Origin of the sequence: 'Nostoc azollae' 0708, assembly GCF_000196515.1 — a bacterium.
Lineage (GTDB): Bacteria > Cyanobacteriota > Cyanobacteriia > Cyanobacteriales > Nostocaceae > Trichormus_B > Trichormus_B azollae.
Map to the genome: position 1 here is coordinate 4188610 of NC_014248.1, position 19543 is coordinate 4208152.

The 19543-nt window shown below is 38.0% G+C and carries 15 protein-coding genes and 2 pseudogenes; 5 read left to right on the forward strand and 12 right to left on the reverse strand.

Annotated elements, in window-relative coordinates; genetic code table 11:
* Positions 1-1430 precede the first annotated feature (1430 nt).
* Positions 1431-1808, forward strand: a complete 378-nt coding sequence (locus AAZO_RS44060; protein ID WP_049790832.1) for an IS66 family transposase — start codon at positions 1431-1433, stop codon at positions 1806-1808.
* Between the two features lie 779 nt (positions 1809-2587).
* Here the strand turns inward: AAZO_RS44060 and AAZO_RS19565 are convergent.
* The 9 genes and pseudogenes from AAZO_RS19565 to AAZO_RS19600 form a co-directional block, all read right to left on the reverse strand.
* The gene (locus AAZO_RS19565) at positions 2588-3106 is read right to left on the reverse strand and encodes an HARBI1 family protein (RefSeq protein WP_049790833.1); all 519 of its coding nucleotides are present in this window, start codon (positions 3104-3106) and stop codon (positions 2588-2590) included.
* A gap of 45 nt (positions 3107-3151) precedes the next feature.
* Positions 3152-3499: a helix-turn-helix domain-containing protein gene (locus tag AAZO_RS19570; protein WP_041643484.1), complete on the reverse strand. Its 348-nt coding sequence runs from the start codon at positions 3497-3499 to the stop codon at positions 3152-3154.
* A 195-nt stretch (positions 3500-3694) separates the two neighbouring features.
* Positions 3695-5168: pseudogene (dacB, locus tag AAZO_RS19575) on the reverse strand (D-alanyl-D-alanine carboxypeptidase/D-alanyl-D-alanine endopeptidase).
* 177 nt (positions 5169-5345) lie between these two features.
* Positions 5346-5804 (reverse strand): tellurite resistance TerB family protein, encoded by a 459-nt coding sequence (locus AAZO_RS19580; RefSeq protein WP_013192572.1) that lies wholly within the window; start codon positions 5802-5804, stop codon positions 5346-5348.
* 208 nt (positions 5805-6012) lie between these two features.
* A complete protein-coding gene (locus AAZO_RS39285; protein WP_013192573.1) occupies positions 6013-6168 on the reverse strand; it encodes a helix-turn-helix domain-containing protein in 156 nt (51 codons plus the stop codon).
* Between the two features lie 95 nt (positions 6169-6263).
* Positions 6264-8180, reverse strand: a complete 1917-nt coding sequence (gene ilvB, locus AAZO_RS19590) for a biosynthetic-type acetolactate synthase large subunit (protein WP_013192574.1) — start codon at positions 8178-8180, stop codon at positions 6264-6266.
* 150 nt (positions 8181-8330) lie between these two features.
* Complete coding sequence (locus AAZO_RS19595) at positions 8331-9578, reverse strand: MFS transporter (RefSeq protein WP_013192575.1); 1248 nt, start codon at positions 9576-9578, stop codon at positions 8331-8333.
* A gap of 7 nt (positions 9579-9585) precedes the next feature.
* Positions 9586-9732 (reverse strand): hypothetical protein, encoded by a 147-nt coding sequence (locus tag AAZO_RS35665; RefSeq protein ID WP_013192576.1) that lies wholly within the window; start codon positions 9730-9732, stop codon positions 9586-9588.
* 23 nt (positions 9733-9755) lie between these two features.
* Positions 9756-10343, reverse strand: a complete 588-nt coding sequence (locus AAZO_RS19600) for a hypothetical protein (RefSeq protein ID WP_013192577.1) — start codon at positions 10341-10343, stop codon at positions 9756-9758.
* A gap of 329 nt (positions 10344-10672) precedes the next feature.
* Between AAZO_RS19600 and AAZO_RS19605 the strand changes: the two genes are divergently transcribed.
* Together AAZO_RS19605 and AAZO_RS19610 are read left to right on the forward strand one after the other, a co-directional pair.
* Positions 10673-11791, forward strand: coding sequence for a ferrochelatase (locus AAZO_RS19605; protein WP_013192578.1), 1119 nt, complete (start codon positions 10673-10675; stop codon positions 11789-11791).
* A 276-nt stretch (positions 11792-12067) separates the two neighbouring features.
* On the forward strand, positions 12068-12697 hold the full coding sequence (locus tag AAZO_RS19610; protein WP_013192580.1) for a hypothetical protein: 630 nt from the start codon (positions 12068-12070) through the stop codon (positions 12695-12697).
* Between the two features lie 69 nt (positions 12698-12766).
* Here AAZO_RS19610 and AAZO_RS19615 read toward each other — a convergent pair whose 3' ends face one another.
* Positions 12767-13579 (reverse strand): type 1 glutamine amidotransferase, encoded by an 813-nt coding sequence (locus AAZO_RS19615; protein ID WP_013192581.1) that lies wholly within the window; start codon positions 13577-13579, stop codon positions 12767-12769.
* Between the two features lie 216 nt (positions 13580-13795).
* Between AAZO_RS19615 and AAZO_RS19620 the strand changes: the two genes are divergently transcribed.
* Positions 13796-14197, forward strand: coding sequence for a hypothetical protein (locus AAZO_RS19620; RefSeq protein WP_013192582.1), 402 nt, complete (start codon positions 13796-13798; stop codon positions 14195-14197).
* 256 nt (positions 14198-14453) lie between these two features.
* Here the strand turns inward: AAZO_RS19620 and AAZO_RS19625 are convergent, their stop codons facing one another.
* Positions 14454-17087, reverse strand: coding sequence for a trans-splicing intein-formed DNA polymerase III subunit alpha N-terminal partner DnaE-N (locus AAZO_RS19625; RefSeq protein ID WP_013192583.1), 2634 nt, complete (start codon positions 17085-17087; stop codon positions 14454-14456).
* A 164-nt stretch (positions 17088-17251) separates the two neighbouring features.
* Between AAZO_RS19625 and AAZO_RS19630 the strand changes: the two are divergent.
* A pseudogene (locus AAZO_RS19630) lies at positions 17252-18513 on the forward strand (dicarboxylate/amino acid:cation symporter).
* A gap of 380 nt (positions 18514-18893) precedes the next feature.
* On the opposite strand, the gene AAZO_RS39295 reads toward AAZO_RS19630, so the two are convergent.
* The gene (locus AAZO_RS39295) at positions 18894-19481 is read right to left on the reverse strand and encodes a macro domain-containing protein (protein ID WP_013192584.1); all 588 of its coding nucleotides are present in this window, start codon (positions 19479-19481) and stop codon (positions 18894-18896) included.
* Positions 19482-19543 lie beyond the last annotated feature (62 nt).

Consider the following 19543-nt stretch of genomic DNA (forward strand, 5'->3'; position numbering starts at 1 on the left):
AAAGTCAGAACTGTTAGACCCCAACAAAACGGATGTATTTAGTACATAAGAACTAGTTAGTGGTAGAATTGACTAGAATTTATTGGCGCTAAATAGGGATTACTAGTATTAAGTTAGATATTCTCTTAATAAAGACGACTAAGTACAAAATTAAACCCGGTTCAAAATCATTATACCTCTTACAGAATTAATTTTATGTTATAAAAAGGGGTTGTCTTTGTTTTAGCCAAAAGTTAGAGTTACACTGTTATGTTTGAATTAGCGATCACAAAGAACACCAAAAATACATAATATCTAAGACTCTCGATCATACCACAGAAACAATTTTGCAAGAGGTCTATTGTAATCTCCTTAATTTAGATTCATATCTTTTATAAGATTGAGCACCTGTAATTACTTCACATGTAGATAATATGGCTAGATTTTTCACACCTAAATCTACACCCAGAATACTGTCTAAATTTGATATTGTCGGTTCTACTTCTATCTGAAAACTAATAAACCATCTGTCCGCTTCACTACTTATCGTTACTAGACACCTCTGAAAATTTACAAAGGAGTCTGTATCTGGCTTTCCATAGTGTTAAAATTAGGAAAGAGGCAAGGAAAGAATCAGGGTTGGGAATAATTACGGAGAGTTCCTATCCATGAAGATGTTGATGACAAATTCATAACTGACCTCATATCCATAACATTTATGAAATGGGCAACACTCATGAACCAATTCCTAATGTGACTAAACCACAAATAGTAAGAATTACTTGTGAGTAAATTGGGGAATTCAGGTGGTGGGGTATTGACAAGTGTGATAGGTGAGGCAGAATATAGCAGTTATGGAAAAGAAGCTGGGACCAAAACTAGACAGAGAGATATTGAAGCAGTTGGGAACAGAGCAACTGGTAGAAATCATTATTGACTAGGCGAAAAGTATAGAGAAGCTAACAAATAGAGTAGTAGAACTGGAAAAAGAAATAGAGAAACTCAAAGTCAGTAGAGATTTAGAAACCATAACATTATCCAAACCACCGTCGGGAGACATCCTCAAAAAAACCGAGAACAAACAACAAGAGAAACCAGAAGAAAACCAGACATGAAAACGGAAACCAAGAGGACAACCAGGGCATAGGGGAAAAAGGAGAAAGGGGTTTGGTGGAGTAGATAGGATAGATTTGAGATAGTGGGACGGCAAGTGTGTGGATGGTGAGCTCAGGGGGAATTATTTGGCGAACTAATAATAAAAATCGAAACACAACAAGTAGGGGAGTTGGTGGACAGGCCAATGGAAGTGGATTTGCAGTGTGTGTGCGGAAACACAAAGGGCACACTGGTCAGCAGAGATAGTACCGGGACAAGATATAGGAATCACACTACAATCTTGTTTGGGATGGATCAATAACTAGGGCCATTGACCCTATGAAAAAGAATACTTCTTGTTGTGGGAACTGGGTCCAATAGAAATTGGAGTGGGAACATTAGTAGGTACCAATGAAGGAATAGATGGTCCAGTGGCTCAAAGTATTCATAGCCTCAAACAGTGGATAAAACAAACCCAGCCTCATATCCTTGGGGATGAAACACTCTGGGTAGTCAAAGGGGTGAAACAATGGTTATGGATTTTTGCCAATAGTGACTTCCCTTTATTTCATGGGCCTGATACTCCTTGTCCTGGCGAATTAGAATCCATTGTGGGTTCAAGTTACTCTGGTGTAATCAGTTCTGATGACTTTACTGCCTATAACGGTTATGCGGTCACAGCTCAACAGAAATGTCAGGCACATCTACCCTACCCCGTCACTTCAAGACACTAATCAAGATTCCTGGCTTCAATCACCAAGAAATTGGCACAACATTCATGGACCTCATAGATGAAGGTTTTAAAAACTACCCTTTATTCCAACAAACCCAAAACCTTCATGAATTCTTGACTTAGCCATCCTAGTTTAAACCGAAAGTTGAATCTTCCATTCATTTATTGATAAAGCCCCAGGGGAACCTGGTAAACTTTTACCTTCCTTAGGCAATAGACCTTGATCATAATTTAGCTGAACCAAGGTTACATTTAGCACTGACACAACGAAAAGTTTGTGGTGGTTCTCTTTCTCTGGAGCTATTCCAACATCCTGCCAATTTATTGACGGTTATACAAACTTGTCGTCGTCAAGCACTTTCTCTAATTGAGTTTTCTGACCAACCTATGAAAGCCATGGTTTACTCTGCTTTCCATACACCTTCTTTAATCCCTCTTCCTTAGACCTGAATGCTTACCTTTCTTTCAGGCATCGAAATTACAGATAAGAAGCCTTTAGACTTTCTGTGCCAGATTGAAGCTACCATTCCCAAATTAGGAAGTTGATACCAATCTCTTCAAGTTGATTAAACTTTCTAAAAACAAAGGACTTACTCATTAGACTTGTCTAAAAAAGATAAAAGGCCTACTGTGAGAGCGTTACACGAACTATAACTGGGGTGAAACACTAATTATGCCTGAAGGCGAAAATAAGGGTTTGGGGATGAAAATATCAAACTTACAGTTTAAAAGTTCTGAGAAACATAGCTTCCTAAAGAAGATAATCTAAAGGCTGATAATTCAAATATTATGATTTAGTATAAATGAATAATTTAGATCTAACCCAACTAATCCACATACTGCCATTATCACCGGATTATAACCATGTCCAGCTAAAGGAAATCTATCACTAGCCACTCGAAAAGTTGTACCTCTACATATGAGATGTTCAACATCAATTCTTCTTGATGATATTTTCTTATTTTCTTCTTTTGAAATCTCTGAAAGTTCAGCTTTTTTGGGCTTCTTATAAGGTGTGGTAATAAATTCTTCTCCTATATAAGCTTTGTCTCCCAAAAATCTCTCTTTGGCATCTAGGTTTTGGCAATTATTTCTAAATACTGTAGTATCGCTTATCTTACCTAATTGTCCAATATAAATATCAACTATGTCTTCACCTCCTGGCAATACTCTAAATTGATTTTTGAGAGTGTGTGTTTTCTTCTTGCATGAATAATATTTTTCCTGCTCTTGATAGTCACCTGGTTTTTCTATAGCTTTCTCTGCATATCTATTATTTATTAATATAAACTGACTCATTCCTTCCCATAATTCTTGATATTTTTGCTCATCTTTTTTTTCTTCTTATATTTGGGAGACAGGTAAAATTTCCCTCAGAATTTCTACCCAATAATGAAATGTGTTATTTGCTTTTGTCCTCCATAGATCAAACAATAATCCTAGAGTTTCAAATGTTGGCTTCTGTCTCAGGTCTACTAGGCATAGACATACTCCCTCCTTTGGGGTCATTTCTGCTTTACATTCTCCTCCAGACGCTATTAACCTAATTTTTCTTTTTTCAATTTCTGCCTGTTTCTCTAGATGCCTTTTTTCTGCTAATGCTACTAATGTGATAAAGTCTTCATACTTAATCCTAATTAATATTTTCGATTCCTGGGGGTATAATTCTATTCTTTCTAGGGTACTTGTCATTCTTGATATACACAGTTACATTTTCTCTGTTTATTTTCCCACAAAATTTCCTTTAAAAATAGGTCTATTGATAAAGTAGCAAAATAGTGTAGTGATAAAAAATCTCATCAACCTTCTATACCTATTTGATAATTAACCAATTTATCAAAAATTCTGACTCCTTACTCCTAACTCCTGAATTCTTACATATTAACATCACTTCAACTGCGCTAATAACACCACAATTTTATCTATTGCTTTCCTCATAACGCTTGCAGGTTGTTCCGATTGATTTACCATAATTAATACTGAACACTAAAGGTTCATGATTAGGAGCATTGACATATCCAGATAGGGAAACTACACCCATCATTGTACCTGCTTTGGCTTGGATAATTCCCTGAGCCGATGTGTTAATAAATCTATTTCTTAAAGAGACACTCATACCTGCAATGGGTAAGGATGCACGAAATATTTCTGCTTGGGAAGATTTAGCCATCACTTGCAAAAGTTGTACCAAGGCTTCTGGACTAATTAAGTTTTTACAAGATAAACCAGAACCATCTACTAATATGTAATTTGTGGGTTAAATTCCCAATTCATTTAAGGTGGTTTTTAAAATTTGCAATCCTACATCGGCTGTAGTTTGATTTTTTGCTAATGGCTGCTGATTAGCTAAATGTCTGAGTAAAGCTTCTGCATACAAATTATTGCTATTGATATTTGTTTCTATCACTAATTCAGATAAAGATGGAGGTTCAACAAATGCTATCTCTTGTACATTCTTCATACCATTAGCTATAGATATTGGTTTAACGGTAATTCCCTTTTTGAGTAAATTATGACGGAAATTTATGAGGAAATTGTCAATGGGCTCAAAAATAGCTAAAGCTGTGATTTCTTGCTGGTTTGGTATTTACAGCTAATTGCCCTTTTATCCGCAATGTTTGTCCTTTAAGATTTAAGATCACGATTGATTTCCACAAAATTCGGTTCATTTTCTTGAAGAGTGACAGCAGTATTTTCAATACTCCATTTATATGCTTCCGTTGGAGCATTCCATTTGATTTGGAATGGCTGATCGATTTTTTGGGGTAACAATCTTAATAGAGAGGCGTTTTCATTTAATATCAAACTATTAACTGGTGCACCATAATAAGCTTGTACGTATTCCCATTGCCAACTGGGATGAATAAGTTCACCTTGAAAATAAGTATCATCAACAATTAATTGATTAATTTGACGAATACCTTGTTGATATAGTTGCTTGGCTAATATTTTCAGTTGCTCATCTTTTCAACTGGGATCTCCTCTACCAACAATCCGTAAAACTCCTTCGCTATCTTGATAAATAGAAGTGGGAACGCGAAAATTTGCTCCTAATTTTTGTAATGCTGCTGCTGTTGTGAACAATTTAGCATTAGAACCAGGAATAAAATATTTATCGGCTTGTCGACTGTAAAGTGTTTGTGGAGATGATAGAGGGTTTACCAAAATTCCCCAACGCATCTTTTTAAAGATAGGACGGTTAATTACAGCATTATATAGATGATTCTAGTTGAGCAGGACAAGTATATTTTGCGGTAGTTGGTGGTGCAACAGGAGTTTGTGCTTGAGCTATTTGGTGGTTAAAACTAACTGGAATACCCAAAAATAGTAGTATCAAGTGCATGGAAATCTTCTGGGAAATCTTCATACTAATTAATGGTAGATTGAATGGAAATGTTTTTATATGTAAAAAGCCCATGATAGTCTAGAATATACTAGTCATGAGCTAAATAAACTTATTTATCCTACAACGGCAAACTCAATAATTCTTTTCGCTAAATGTGGTAATCTCACAATTGAGATACAAAAAGAATTATTCCTATTCTTCCTCTTCCTCTTCATATTCTTCAAACACTTCGTCTATTAGTTCTTCTGCTCGCTCATCGGAAATCTTCAATACTTCCTGAAGCTCAAACAGATAATCTTGATCTGATTCTGATATATCTTCTTCCATCCCTACCACCAATATAGCGGTAATATAAGCGGTTTCACGATAGTTCTTTTTTGTTAAGGATGCGATCGCACTGGGAATTAAATTCTCTGCTTTTTCTTTCTCTCTCAAGGTATTGACTTTTGCTGTCAACTGATCAAAATCTTCCTCAGCGTATTCTTCAAACACTCCAATACCTTCTAGCATTTCCGCTAATGGGTATTCTTCGGTGGGGATAATCCCTTCACCATCAGCAGAGGCTGAAAAAAGTCCCATAATAGCAATCGCTACTTCTGGTTCTAACTTCACTTTACTGCTGCGGCTTTTGAGCAAGTCACATTTAGACATAAATATCCTTGGATTTACTTAACTTCTAAGATTCCCAAATGATTGCAGAAAATTACAGATACTGTTACTTTTTTTCATACATTTGCAGAGAAAGGTAATTTTTTCAACTTAAATTGTTTTTCTCAACTCAGCTAAAGAAACATCATCGGCTAAAGTACCTGTCTGCTGAAGAAGAATAGCTTGACCACTAGGAGAACGTAGCCACTCATCAAATAGCAACTTTCAAAAATCTCCAGTCATCCTCAATTTTTCGACCTGGAATCTTACCGTGTAATGCTTGACGGAGGACTGCTTCAACAGTTATCCGTAAGTATGTTGAAGTTTCTTCGATTGTTAAAACATCAGGTAATGTTGCTTGATTCATGAATGACTCCGTTGGTGTCAGAATAGTGTTAAATTACTATTGTAGTCATCCAGTACTACATTACATTTTCAGCAATTATTCGTACAGTAGAATACTTACAACTTAGTGCCGCACTCAGAACAGAAGTTATGGTTAGGCGAGTTTTTTGTCCCACAATGACTGCAAGCAACTGGCTCATCTGTATTTGTGGGTGGAGGTTTTGGCAAACCAAACATCTGCGCGTTACTCTTGCCAGGGGCTACCATCGGATAGCAGTTTTCATCTCTGGTAACATGAACATCGACAATCACCGGTCCATTGTGTGCCAGCATTTCGGCAATTTTATCTGCCAATTCTTCCCGGCTGCTAATCACCATCCCTTTGATCCCATAAGCCTGTGCTAACAGCTCAATATCTGGCATCCCTACTTCCATATTTGAGCAGGAATAACGTTCACCATAAAAGGCTTCTTGCCATTGACGCACCATTCCCTGCCAACCGTTATTTAAAATTACAGTCTTGATATTTATCCCATACTGTGCTATAGTTCCCAGTTCCTGTAAGCACATTTGGAAACTGGCATCACCGCTAATACAGATCACTTCTTCATCAGGGAAGCCCACTTTAGCACCCATAGCCGCAGGGACACCAAAACCCATTGTTCCTAAACCGGCGCTAGAAATCCAGCGTCTAGGTCCATTTTTGAGGAATTGTGCTGCCCACATTTGATGTTGACCAACATCGGTGGTATAAAAAGCATTGGGTGCTTGACTCCCAACTGCCACAATTACCTCTTGGGGAGAAATGCTGTCAGCATGATGAGGCACAACCAAGGGGTAATCTTGTTTCCAACGGTTAATTAGATTTAACCATTCTTGATTTTGATTAGGTGTAGTTTTTCCCGTTGCGTCTTGACATCGCCGGAGTAAATCAGTTAGAACACTCTTGACATCGCCAACGATAGGAACTTCAGGAACGCGGTTTTTACCAACTTCTGCCGGGTCAATGTCGATGTGAATGACTTTAGCACGGGAAGCAAATTCACCTAATCTTCCTGTTACACGGTCATCAAATCTTGCACCAACACAAATCAGCAAATCACAATCTGTAACCGCAAAATTAGCGTAAGCAGTACCGTGCATCCCCAACATTCCTAAAGATAGGGGATGATGTTCATCAAATGCACCGATACCCATGAGGGTTGTGGTGACGGGGATATTAAATAATTCTGCCAGACGTTTAACTTCTGCGTGGGCATTCGCTGCGATCACACCCCCACCAACATATAATAAGGGTCTACCACTTTCCGTAATCAACTGAATCGCCGCATTAATTTGTCGGGGATTACCTTTAACTGTAGGACGATATCCAGGTAACTTGACTGAACCAGGTTCTACAGGCACATAATCAAATTCTTCCAAAGCCACATCTTTGGGAACATCTATCAAAACTGGTCCTGGTCTGCCTGTATTGGCAATATGGAAGGCTTCAGCCACAATCCGCGCCATATCTTTGGGGTCACGGACTACATAAGAATGCTTGACAATGGGCAGAGTAATACCGTAGATATCCGTTTCTTGGAAAGCATCTGTACCAATTGCCGCTCGTGGTACTTGTCCTGTCACCACAATCATCGGAATGGAATCCATGTAAGCTGTGGCAATACCTGTCACCAAGTTAGTTGCCCCAGGACCAGAAGTCCCAAAACACACTCCTACTTTACCTGTAGCGCGGGCGTAGCCGTCAGCCGCATGGGAAGCACCTTGTTCATGTCTGACAAGAATATGCTTAATTATACCGCTTGCCTCCACTTTATACAGGTCATCATAAATCGGTAGAATTGCCCCACCGGGATAACCAAAAATGTACTCAACACCGTGACGGAGGAGACTATCTAACAAGGCAAAACCGCCAGAAGCCCTTGTAGGAGCGACAATTGGCGAGTTAGAGATAGGAGACTTTTTGTTATTTTCAGATTGTGGGAGACTGATTTGAGAAGGCGATTCTCCTGCGGAGACACTTTGTGAACGCACGGTTAACCTCAAAATATAACTAAAGTTAAGACTTAGATTCTGTATTTATAATTTCATTTTAATGGCAAAGCTCTTATTACCAATGCTTAGAAATCTCTATTTATCAGCATTAATTATCAGCATTAAGGATGGATTATGATTCTACAGGATTTAGATCACATCTTGCAAGACTCTCCTAGTATTGTGCCAAGTCCAGAAACCGATAACTAGGACAGTGAGACTCATTCCGCACAGCACCACTGGCAATCCAAAGACGTTAACCAGCTTGGTTGTAATCAACAGAGGTGCAGAGAGGGCAATATTAATGGCATGATTTTGAAAGCCAAATACCTTACCATGCATTGCTGGGGGAGTGTATTGTTGAATCAAAGTTTGCATTGGCACGTTAATTAGGGCTGCACCTAAACCTAAGACAACGGACAGTCCCAACACTAAAGCTAGGTTCTGAATAAAAATAAACATTCCTAATGCCACTGCCATAAATATAAAACCAATCAAAGGCAAAGGCTTACGATGTAATTTCTGGCCAAAGTGTCCTATAATCCCTGCACCTAAAACCATTCCTACGCCAGCCGCTGCCACAAAAAAGCTAAAATCAGTTTGCTCTAAGTTTAACTTTGCAGCTAATCTAATGGATAATTCCAGGAGTGCAGCAAACACGCAGTACAAGGCGACGATTTGCAGCATAGCATTCCAGATGAGTCCATTTTGTTTGAGATACCGCCAACCTTGTAAGAATTCAGTTAATGGATTAGCTACAGAGGTTTGCAGATCTTCTTTAAAACGAATGGGTAGCATAATTGCCGCAGACAAAAGGTAGAAACCACCTACTAATAGTTCTTTACCAAATTGAAAGTTGAGATATTCAGCCCAGTGCAGAATTGGCTTGCCCACAGCATAGCCAACAATTAATGCTCCCATCATGGTGCTGCTAAATAAGGCATTGGCAGCCATCAGATTCTCTCGTTTCACCATTAGGGGTATAGTGGCTTGTTCGGCAGGAGCAAAAAACTGTGTCACAGTGGAGATACCAAAATTCAGTGCTAATAATATTCCTAACTGTCGTGGCAAGAATGGTATACACAGCGTGAATAACCCACGGATAAGATCAGAAGCAATCATGATCAGCTTTTTTGGCATCCTGTCAACAATGACACCACCAGCAGAACCAAAAAAAATGGCTGGCAGGGTAAAGGCCATGTATAAATAAAGGCGCCCTGTCCCTTCTGACAAATTAGCAGGTAAGTATTTTTTCTCTAATAAGTCAATCATTAGGATTAGTAAAACCTTATCTGCTAACTGGGAAATCAGTTGCCCAATCCACATAAGCATAAAATTGCGGCTTTTTAGCAGTGCGGCAAAGCCGTTATTGACAGCAGTTGGTTCAGTGGGAAACATTTAGATACTATTGACTAATGACTAAGGTAATTGGGCATGGGGCATGGGGCATGGAGCATTGGGCATTGGGCATTAGGAAAATTACTTCCCCATCTCCCCCATCTCCCCCATCTCCCTCATTTCCCTCATCTTCCCCATCTCCCTCATCTTCCATGTCCCCAGTCCCCAATCCCCTTTTTATTCATAGTGTTTTAGTAACAAATGTAAAAATTCAGCAGCATTCAGACGATTCTGGGGTTGGGAACACCCAATTGATTGATCTACCCAATGACCTTGTACCGTTTGGGGCGATCGCCACATTGATAAATGGTCTACTGATGGATCGGCATAAAAATTATCTTCCCCACTACTTAAAATAGCAGAACTCCAATGGGTAAAATAATCATGACTCAAGCGATGTATTGGGAAATTACCCCATAGTGGGACTCCCCAACCATCTATAGCAATAAAAGCTTTGACATGACCGCCCAGGACTTGCCACTTGGTAGCAGCGATAATTGCGCCAATTACACCAGCACTAAAGCTAATGAATATAACAGGCGATTCTAGCTTATTACTCAAGCGATGCCTACGGCGATCAAAGTTATCATGCAAAAACTGCAAAATATGAAATCCTGATAAAGCTAAAATACCTTCCCCTGGGAAAGTAAGTATATCTACTGCGATTCCATTGATGGTTATATCAGTCGCTGGATTTAAGCATTCTGCAATAAAGCTTTCAGTTAATTCTGGTTCATGAATTCCAGGGCAAATAATAATAGTCATTTACTTTGTTATATTGGCAATTATCACACTTTTCATTCTTTAGAAAGATTAAATATTTTAGATTCAATATTTTAAATATTATGTATTTGCATCAAATTTATCAGCTTGTACCTTTGATTTAGTTTTATTTTCAGTTAATTATTACACACATTTGACACTGGTAACTCAAAACACAGTCTCCTATGTAACGTAATAACAACACTATTGTATATTTTTGTGTTTATGTCTATCCTATCCCCCTGGAAGGGATAATAATGAACGAGTATGGGCAATGATACAGTCATTCCCACTTACAATCTTGCCATTTTGGTTATATTGAGGAAGTTATTGTGGTTGCAACTCCAGAAAAACTGCAACATACTCACGAGCATCTACCAGGGCATGACCGAGTAGCTGTATTGCTCATGGGCTACGGTGAAGTCGAAACCTACGAAGATTTCGCTAATTATAACGAACAGGCTTTAAATCTACTTACTGCCAAATTCGCTCCAGTACCCACTTGGATTTATCCGCCCCTAGGAAAACTATTGGCGTTATTTGACCGTCATGAGTGGGGACATACACATCATGATTTCATCTCTCCACATAATGCCATTTTTGAACGGCAACGGGCTGGAATTGAACACGAATTACAACATAAATGGGGTGGTGGTGTTCAAGTTTTCAAAGCTTTTAACTTTTGCGCTCCTTTTTTGCCTAAACAGGTTTTAGCAGAACTCAAAAATCAAGGTTTTGAAAAAATCTTAATTTATCCGTTGTTGGTAGTAGATTCTATTTTCACCAGTGGCATAGCTATTGAGCAAGTTAATAATGCTCTAGCTGAATTAGCCAATGGTGATGAACATTGGGTCAAAGGAATGCGTTATATTCCTTCTTTCTACAATGAGCCTGAATATATTAATTTAATGGCGCGTTTGGTAGAAGAAAAAATTAATTCTGACTTAGCCGATGCCTACCTACCTTCACAAATTGGCATTGTGTTGATGAATCATGGTTGTCCTCACAAAGCCAAAGGATTTACATCTGGTATTGATGAAAGTCAAGCACTTTACGAATTAGTCAGAGAAAAGTTAATTAACCGGTATCCTTTAATTTCTGTAGGTTGGTTAAACCACCATACACCGCTAATTGAGTGGACACAGCCAAATGCTACCCAAGCTGCAAAAAATATCATTCAATTGGGTGCAGAAGTGGTAATATTTATGCCAATTGGCTTTGCCACAGAAAACCACGAAACATTGTTAGATGTTCATCACATCATTCATGTTTTAGAAAAACAGCATCCGAATGTGGATTATTTACAAATGGCTTGTGTAAATGACAATCCCCAATTTTTGGATATGGCTGCTGAATGGGCAAATGGTCATATTGCAGAGTTGATGCAAGAGGAAGCTAAGGAAGTTAATGTGCAGTTGCCTTTAACTCATCATCATCACCATCATCATTAGGTGATTGGAAAGAACAGGGTGCAGGATGTGAGAAGAATAATTTTTTGTCTCTTGCCTTTTCCTTGACCCAAATAGGGTGTCGGGTGTAGAGAACCCAGCCCTCTACACCTCTTTCAAACATAAAGTTCGTAACCGACCCAACTATGAATTGGGGGTTTTTTATTTGGAAGTCCCTTGAAGTAATTTTTATATTATTTCGAGACATAATCTCCGGTATTACTTTATGCTGTTAGTAGATTTTTAATCTAACAACATAATTTTAATACCAGTATCCAGATGAAAACAACTATAGCGAATATTCACAGTCAGCCAGCTACACCAAGCTATTCACCTTCTGTACCCCTTCATGTGTACCGGGAATTAGTTGCCGAGTTACAAGCGGTACAGGCTAAGTTAGATGTAGTCACCAGCCATAATCAGAAATTGTCCCAGGAAAATCAACAACTGCGGCAAGAAATTACCAAAGTGGTTCAGTCTTGTTTAGAACTGCAAAAGTTAGTAGACTCTTCAGCACCTGTGTCTCAACCAGCTAAACAGACCCAAGCTGATGTCATCAACACTATACCGAGTTATCAGCCATTACTACGTGTTAAAGCTAAAGCTAAATCTGCAAATAAACCACCTGCGAAAAAAGCATCTCCTCCACGTCAACCAACTCCCAAACCACCTCAAAAAATCCGAAGTGAGGTTTTTTCTGTACCTGTGATAGATATGAATTTTCCCTCTTCAGCACCAGTTTTTATAGAGGAACAAGAAGTAAGATATTATACTGATCATGAGTCTGAATTAAAGGGACTGAATGGCTGGTGGTTAATAATTACTATTGTCTTAATTATGATTACTGGTTTTGGTGCTGGGTATTTAGTTGTGCGTCCTTTATTACAAAATGAGAGTCAGATTCGTTAGCTATTCAACACCTATGAATCCGTGTCTTCATCATCCTAGTGTACTACTGACTGCTGATTACTTACATAATTAAATTCTACCCGCAAGAGGTAAATTCACCTTCAATCGTTTAAACATTGCTTCCCGCCCTTGCATTGCTAAGGTATCATTTAAGGGTGAAAGTTGAATTTCTTCCTGATATTTCAACCTTAAGGCGGTTTGAATTAACCAATCTGCTACAAAGGGATTTTTCGGTAACAATGGTCCGTGAGAATAGGTTGCGATCGCATTCTGATAAAATGCACCTTCTGTACCATCTTCACCATTATTACCTAAGCCATACACCACGCGCCCCAAGGCTTCCACTTTACCTAATTTAGTGCGTCCACCATGATTTTCAAACCCGACTAAATAGGGTTTAGTTCCTGTCATTGCTTCCAGTTCTTGTGCAAAACGTGAAGCTGTAACTTCTATAACCAAATTACCAATACAACGTTTCGTATTTTCACCAGGATGGATAGAAACTAAATCTAATATTCCTAAGCCTTCAATTCTTTGTCCAAAGCCTGGTTCATAATAATGTCCTAGTAGTTGGGGAGAACCACAGGTAAAAACCCCTGGTGTACCATTTTCGATTTTCTCCCGCATTGCGTCAGCTTTTGCACCTTGTAAGTCCCGCATCACGATTTCTTGCTGACGGTCTTGTGCGCCTCCACCGACTATCACATCCACTGATTTTAGATCATCTGGGGTGGAGTTTTGGTCTAAGGGCAATACTGTGACGTTATATTCCCGCCATTGTGCGCGACGTTCTATAATTATAACATTTCCACGATCACCATAGGTACTCATCAACTGAGGATATAACCAACCTATAATAATTTCCATTTGTCCAGAACGCATAAATCCTCACTTTAACAATTCAAATTAATGTGCGTTCAATGTTACCTCATTTTTTCTATTTCTCCATTTTATCTGGGAATTTTGTAGTTTATGTAACAGTATTTATATTAACTTGTCACTATAATGAATAAAAAGCTAAATTCTAAATCTTACTTCCACTGGTAAAACTACAGAAAGAATCGGGTTTTCTTCACAACTGCATAAATTAATAAATATATGGATTGTCAAACTGCTACTTTAGTCTACCAAGCAGAAAATCATCTCGACAAAATTCAGGATATTTTTCCCGAAGCTTGGAAGTTTTTAGAAGAACAAGCTTTCGCTTATGTTCATAGCAAAGCAGACAAATTTGATTCCTCAGTTAAAAAGTTAGTTGGGGAAACGAACTTTAAATTCAGGATGGTTCACCGTGATGATAAAGACCAATTAACAAAAGATTTGAGTGAGTTATTAGGTGATATCACTTCGCGTTTATTGTTAGAAAAGCATTTTTCTCAAGTTGTTGGTCAGCAGATTTTCTTTAGTACAATTTGTTGTAGCAGCCATCTTACCACAGACCATGAATTATGTTTAGAAGAAGTTTTACCTTTACAACGTGCTGCGGTGAAATTGCAATAGCAAAAAAATTACATTCTCATCACTGTACTAAGGGTTTATCATCGTCTTTTTTACCGGGAGAATCCCACATGTGTAAGTTTATTTTTATCTGACCTTACAACTTATCCAAGGCATAAAATAAATGAATGTTCGTGCGGTATGCCTACGGCATACCGCAAAGGACACAAATAACGTGAAGAAAAGAGAGCTTCAAAGGGTTTTTGAATTAGTCCTGTGATTTTTGTATAAAGACTGGGATACTCCCTTTTTATAAACACTATTCTGTTGGTAAACCATTAACCTGTAGTAAATTTAAATCCCTTTCAAATATCTCATCAATGGGTAACATTTCCCCAATAGTGGTCATAAATTTATGATCTTTTGTTGCCCGAATTATTGTACCATCATCTAAACAATATTCATACACTTCCTGCACACCCCGATGATGCCATTGTGCTATTGGTTGTGTGTAAATATTTCCATTTTCATCAACGCTGAAAAGACTGCACTCAATCCTTTTTTCGACAATTTCCCCAATAGGAATCAAACCATATTCAACAGTCAAAACCTCTGTTTTATAACTTAAACAATACTCGGCAAATTTCAACATATCTGCAAATAGCTTTTCTGCAACTTGCTTCTTCACCCCATTTTTCATTGCACCGTCAATAAACTTTTCTTCCTGCTTCTGCATTTCCGAAACTTTCTTTTTACCCATAGCACGACGCAGTAAGTCAGCTTGTCCTAAAGAATAACCTGCCATATCTTGAGCAATTTTCATAATTTGCTCTTGATAAACCATAATTCCATAGGTTTCATTTAAAATAGGTTCTAAAATTCCTGTTTCATATTCAATTTCTTCCCTTCGATGTTTACGGTTAATAAACTTAGGAATCAATCCTGCATCTAATGGTCCAGGTCGATAAAGTGCCAAAATAGAAGAAATATCTTCGATATTAGAAGGCTTCAAATCTCTCACTATCTGCTTCATTCCCGAAGATTCTAATTGAAATACACCTTCCAAATCTCCAGATTCTAATAATGAGTATGCCTTTTGTACTTCTTTAGGTAATGTACTATGTTGACCTTTAGCTAATATATGTTGTGCTTTTCTTTCTTGACCAGTAATTTCATCGGGGTCAATTTTGTAACCATTAGTTTCTTGAATTAAATCAATAGTTTTTTGAATCAGAGTCAGGTTACGTAAACCCAAAAAGTCCATTTTTAATAAACCCAATGATTCCAAATCTTCCATGAAATATTGGGTAATTACGGAACCATCATTATTTCGTTGTAAAGGAACAATTTCATCTAAAGGTTCAGCAGAAATAACCACACCTGCTGCATGAACACCAAAGGTTTTATTAGTTCCTTCAATTCGCATAGCCATATCTAGCCAATGACGAATTTTAGCATCATGATCATATTTTTCCTTAAACTCTGGTGCTGGTGTTTCATTAGAAACCATAACTTTGAGTTTAGTTGGTTTTCCCCGTACCACCGGAATCATTTTCGCCATTTTGTCAGCTTCCCCATAGGGAATATCCAACACTCTAGCCACATCTTTTAATACTGCTTTTGATGTTAAACGGTTAAAAGTAATAATTTGGGCAACTCTATCAGCACCATATTTATTAGTTACATATTCAATTACTTGATCTCGTTTCTCAATGCAAAAATCCGTATCAATATCAGGCATTGATTTCCGTTCTGGGTTCAAAAATCGCTCGAATAGTAAACCATGATGTACCGGGTCAATATTAGTAATTCGCATGGCATAAGCGACCAAAGAACCGGCCGCAGAACCACGACCTGGTCCCACAGGAATATTATTATCTCGCGCAAATTTGATGTAGTCCCACACAACTAAAAAGTATGTAGAAAAACCCATTCTTTGCAGCATTTTTAATTCATATTCCAATCTTTCTTTATAAATTTGATCTACTTCGCTGCGAGATTTGCGATTTAATCTTTCTAAAAGTCCTTGCCAAGCAATTTCTTCTGCGTAAGTATCAGGAGTGTGACCGGAAGGAATAGGAGGAGTAGGAATTTTCGGCTCATCCATAATATGGTAAGGCTCGATTTTATCCCCTACTTCTTCCGTTGTGGCAATGGCTTCGGCAATGACATAATCGGGTAAATGATCACGAAATAGCTGTTGCATTTCTTGGGCAGATTTGAGATATTCTGTGCCGCTATACCTCATTCTCTTATCTTCACTAATTAGCTGTCCTGTTTGAATACAAAGTAAAGCGTCGTGTGCTTCTACGTCAAAGCAAGAAATGTAATGGGAATCATTGGTAGCAATAAATTTAATGCCTAATTCACGGGCAATTTTCACAATTTCGACATTAACAATTCTGTCTTCTTGTGAACCGTGGTCTTGAATTTCTAAATAGAAATCTTCACCAAATACTTCTTTATACCATTTAGCAACTTTTCGGGCGGCATCTGGTCTCTTACTAAGAATTGCTTGGGGAATTTCTCCACCTAAACATGCGCTGGTGACAATTAAACCTTCTTTATATTCTTTGAGCGAATTTTTATTAATACAAGGACGGGAAAAAATACCTTTACCTTGCACACCTTGAAGGTGAGAAATTGTGGTTAATTTAACTAAATTTCTATAACCTTTTGTATTTTTAGCTAAGACAACTTGATGATATTTAGGACGGCGTTCTTGTTTTTCAATATCACCGTTAATAATATACATTTCGTTGCCAATAATTGGCTTAATATTCTTACTACGACAGACTTTTATCAGTTCAACAGCGCCATACATGACACCATGATCTGTGAGGGCGATCGCTTTCATCCCCAGTGTGATCGCTTGATCTACTAACTCTGGTAATTGACTTGCTCCATCGAGCAAACTATAGTCACTGTGAATATGTAAAGGTACAAAAGACATAAGCAATTAAAAATTCAACAATTAAAAATTCAACAATTAAAAATTAAAAAATCAAGATGCAGTAACAGCTTAACAGTTTTTCTCCACAATGACCTCTAACAATGCGAAACTTTTCTCCTGACAACTGATGTTCTAGTAGAGACAAATATACAATAGTATCCATCATGAACAAAATTAAGGCTATTACCTGGTTAAAGCGTATTCCTCTCACCTTACAAATCATCATTGCCCTAGTCCTGCCAATCATCTTAGGTATGGCTTTAGGCGGAGGAAATCCTAGCCGCAGCAATGCCACCTTAATTACTAACTTAGCAATTCCCGCTGAATTAGTATTCAAAGCACTCCGCGCCTTAGCTACACCTTTAATTCTAGTAGCAGTGCTCCACACCTTCATGACTACCAATCTTCCCGGTACAGCCGGTAGACGGTTAGCAGTGCTGCTTTTAACTAACACCATACTAGCTATTGTTGTGGTACTCTTAGTACCCAACATTTTACGTCCAGGTACTTGGGGAACTTTAGTAGCCCCAGGTAGCACAGAAATCACTCCTAAAAGTTTCGACCCTTGGGGATTATTTAAAGATGCCTTACCAGAAGCCATCCTCAAACCCCTGGTTGATAATAATGTCATCCAACTCATCGTTATCGCCCTCAGCTTTGGTATAGTTTTACAAGCATTAAAATCAGAACAAATCAATGCTGGAAAGACAGCATACCAACGAATTGAAGATGTAATTGCCATATTATTTGAAGCAATTATCAGTATCCTCAAGTGGGTAATTGCCTTAGTACCTATATTAGTATAGTCGCCAAAATCACTGCCGGAAGAGGCTTTGTAGCATTTCAATCCTTAGCAGCCTTCATCTTAGCAGTGTTAGTAACCTTATTTTTACAAGCTTGTTATTACCTCACCAGAGTGAAATTTGGTTCTTGGGTAAACCCGGTGAAATTCTTAGCTGGTGCTGCTGATACCTATTTAACAGGCTTTCCCACCTCTTCTTCAAGAAGAGCAATGCCCATCACTTTTGAAGTTTCACAAACAAAAATTGCTTTAAGAAAATCTTCTGCTTCTTTAGACGCATTAGTTGGCGCAAATTTCAATAATGATGGCACAGCCCTTTATGAAGCCATATCTGCATTGTATATTTCCCAAGTCATTGGGCAACATCTGAGTTTAGGACAGCAATTAGTTGTCGTTCTCACATCTATTTTTGCCTCAGTGGGTGGAGCAGGTATTCCCAATGCTGGACTAGTAACGATGACCTTGGTTTTCACTTCCGTAGGTTTACCGATACAGTATATAGCTTTATTGGTGACAGTAGACTGGTTTTTAGATCGTTGTCGCACGGCAATAAATGTCATGGGAGATATCACTGTCAGTGCTTTACTAGATGGCAAAAAGCCCCGTTCTATAGACGAGGCGTAATCAGTTATCAGTTGCCAGTTGCCCAATGCCCAATTTTTTAAGACTGGTGATGTCCTTTAGCATCGCAATGTTTAACCAAGCACCGTTCTAAAAGTTGGATTCGCCAAAGTAAGGCAAAGCGGTAAGGATTCCATATCAATTTAGTATTAGGACTAAATAAGGGTTGGTTCAAATAATGCCAAAGAGGGAATTTAATTGTTGTGTTTTTACAAGCCATAGGAGGAACAAAACTTTATAAAATTGCGTCAGGAGTAGTTGTGATTTCATTGAATAATTAAGTTTCAACTACTAAATACCTTTTACATAGAAGATTAAACCAATATTTTTTGATTGTCTTGGTGGAAATCGCGGAAGTTAAAAAAATTTAACTTTTGCATTCTTCAAAAAAGTTTGACTAAATCCTGCATTTGTTGCTGGTGCGAACTTTGGTAGGGGGGAAGACTGAGAAGGAAGTTTTGATAAGCCATGGAGATTTGTCTAGCCACTTCATCAATAGGTATACAACCAATAGTTGTCCCCAACCCAGGAACAGCGACTATATTAATTTGTTTTTCTAAACAATTACAGTAGAATTTATTATGTTGACGAATTACCAACAGAGTTGACCACATACCTTGATACACATGATCTTTACCAGCCATAGATATGGGCATTCTGAGACTTGGAGTATGAGCAATAAAAGGATGTAAAGAGTGATTTATTTCTAAAATTAAGGATGAACCTATGGGTTGATCTCCTAAATACTCTTCTTGAATGCGTTGTTGTAATAATTTTTCTACATCTTCACCGAAAAATCTGAGAACTGCTGCATCAATATTATTGTTAGCAGAGGACAAGCAACTAGAGGCGGTAACTACACGATCTAAAAGAGGCAAATCTTCAAAAGTGCCATTAACTATTTCTACATTAGGTAAGCCTTCAAAATAATCTGCAAAAGTTCTGCATAAAAAAGTTTTAGTATGTAGCAAAATCAGTTTTAAGGGAATATTATAACCCCAAGTTAGACAGGAATCTGTGTTGAGGTCTTTAC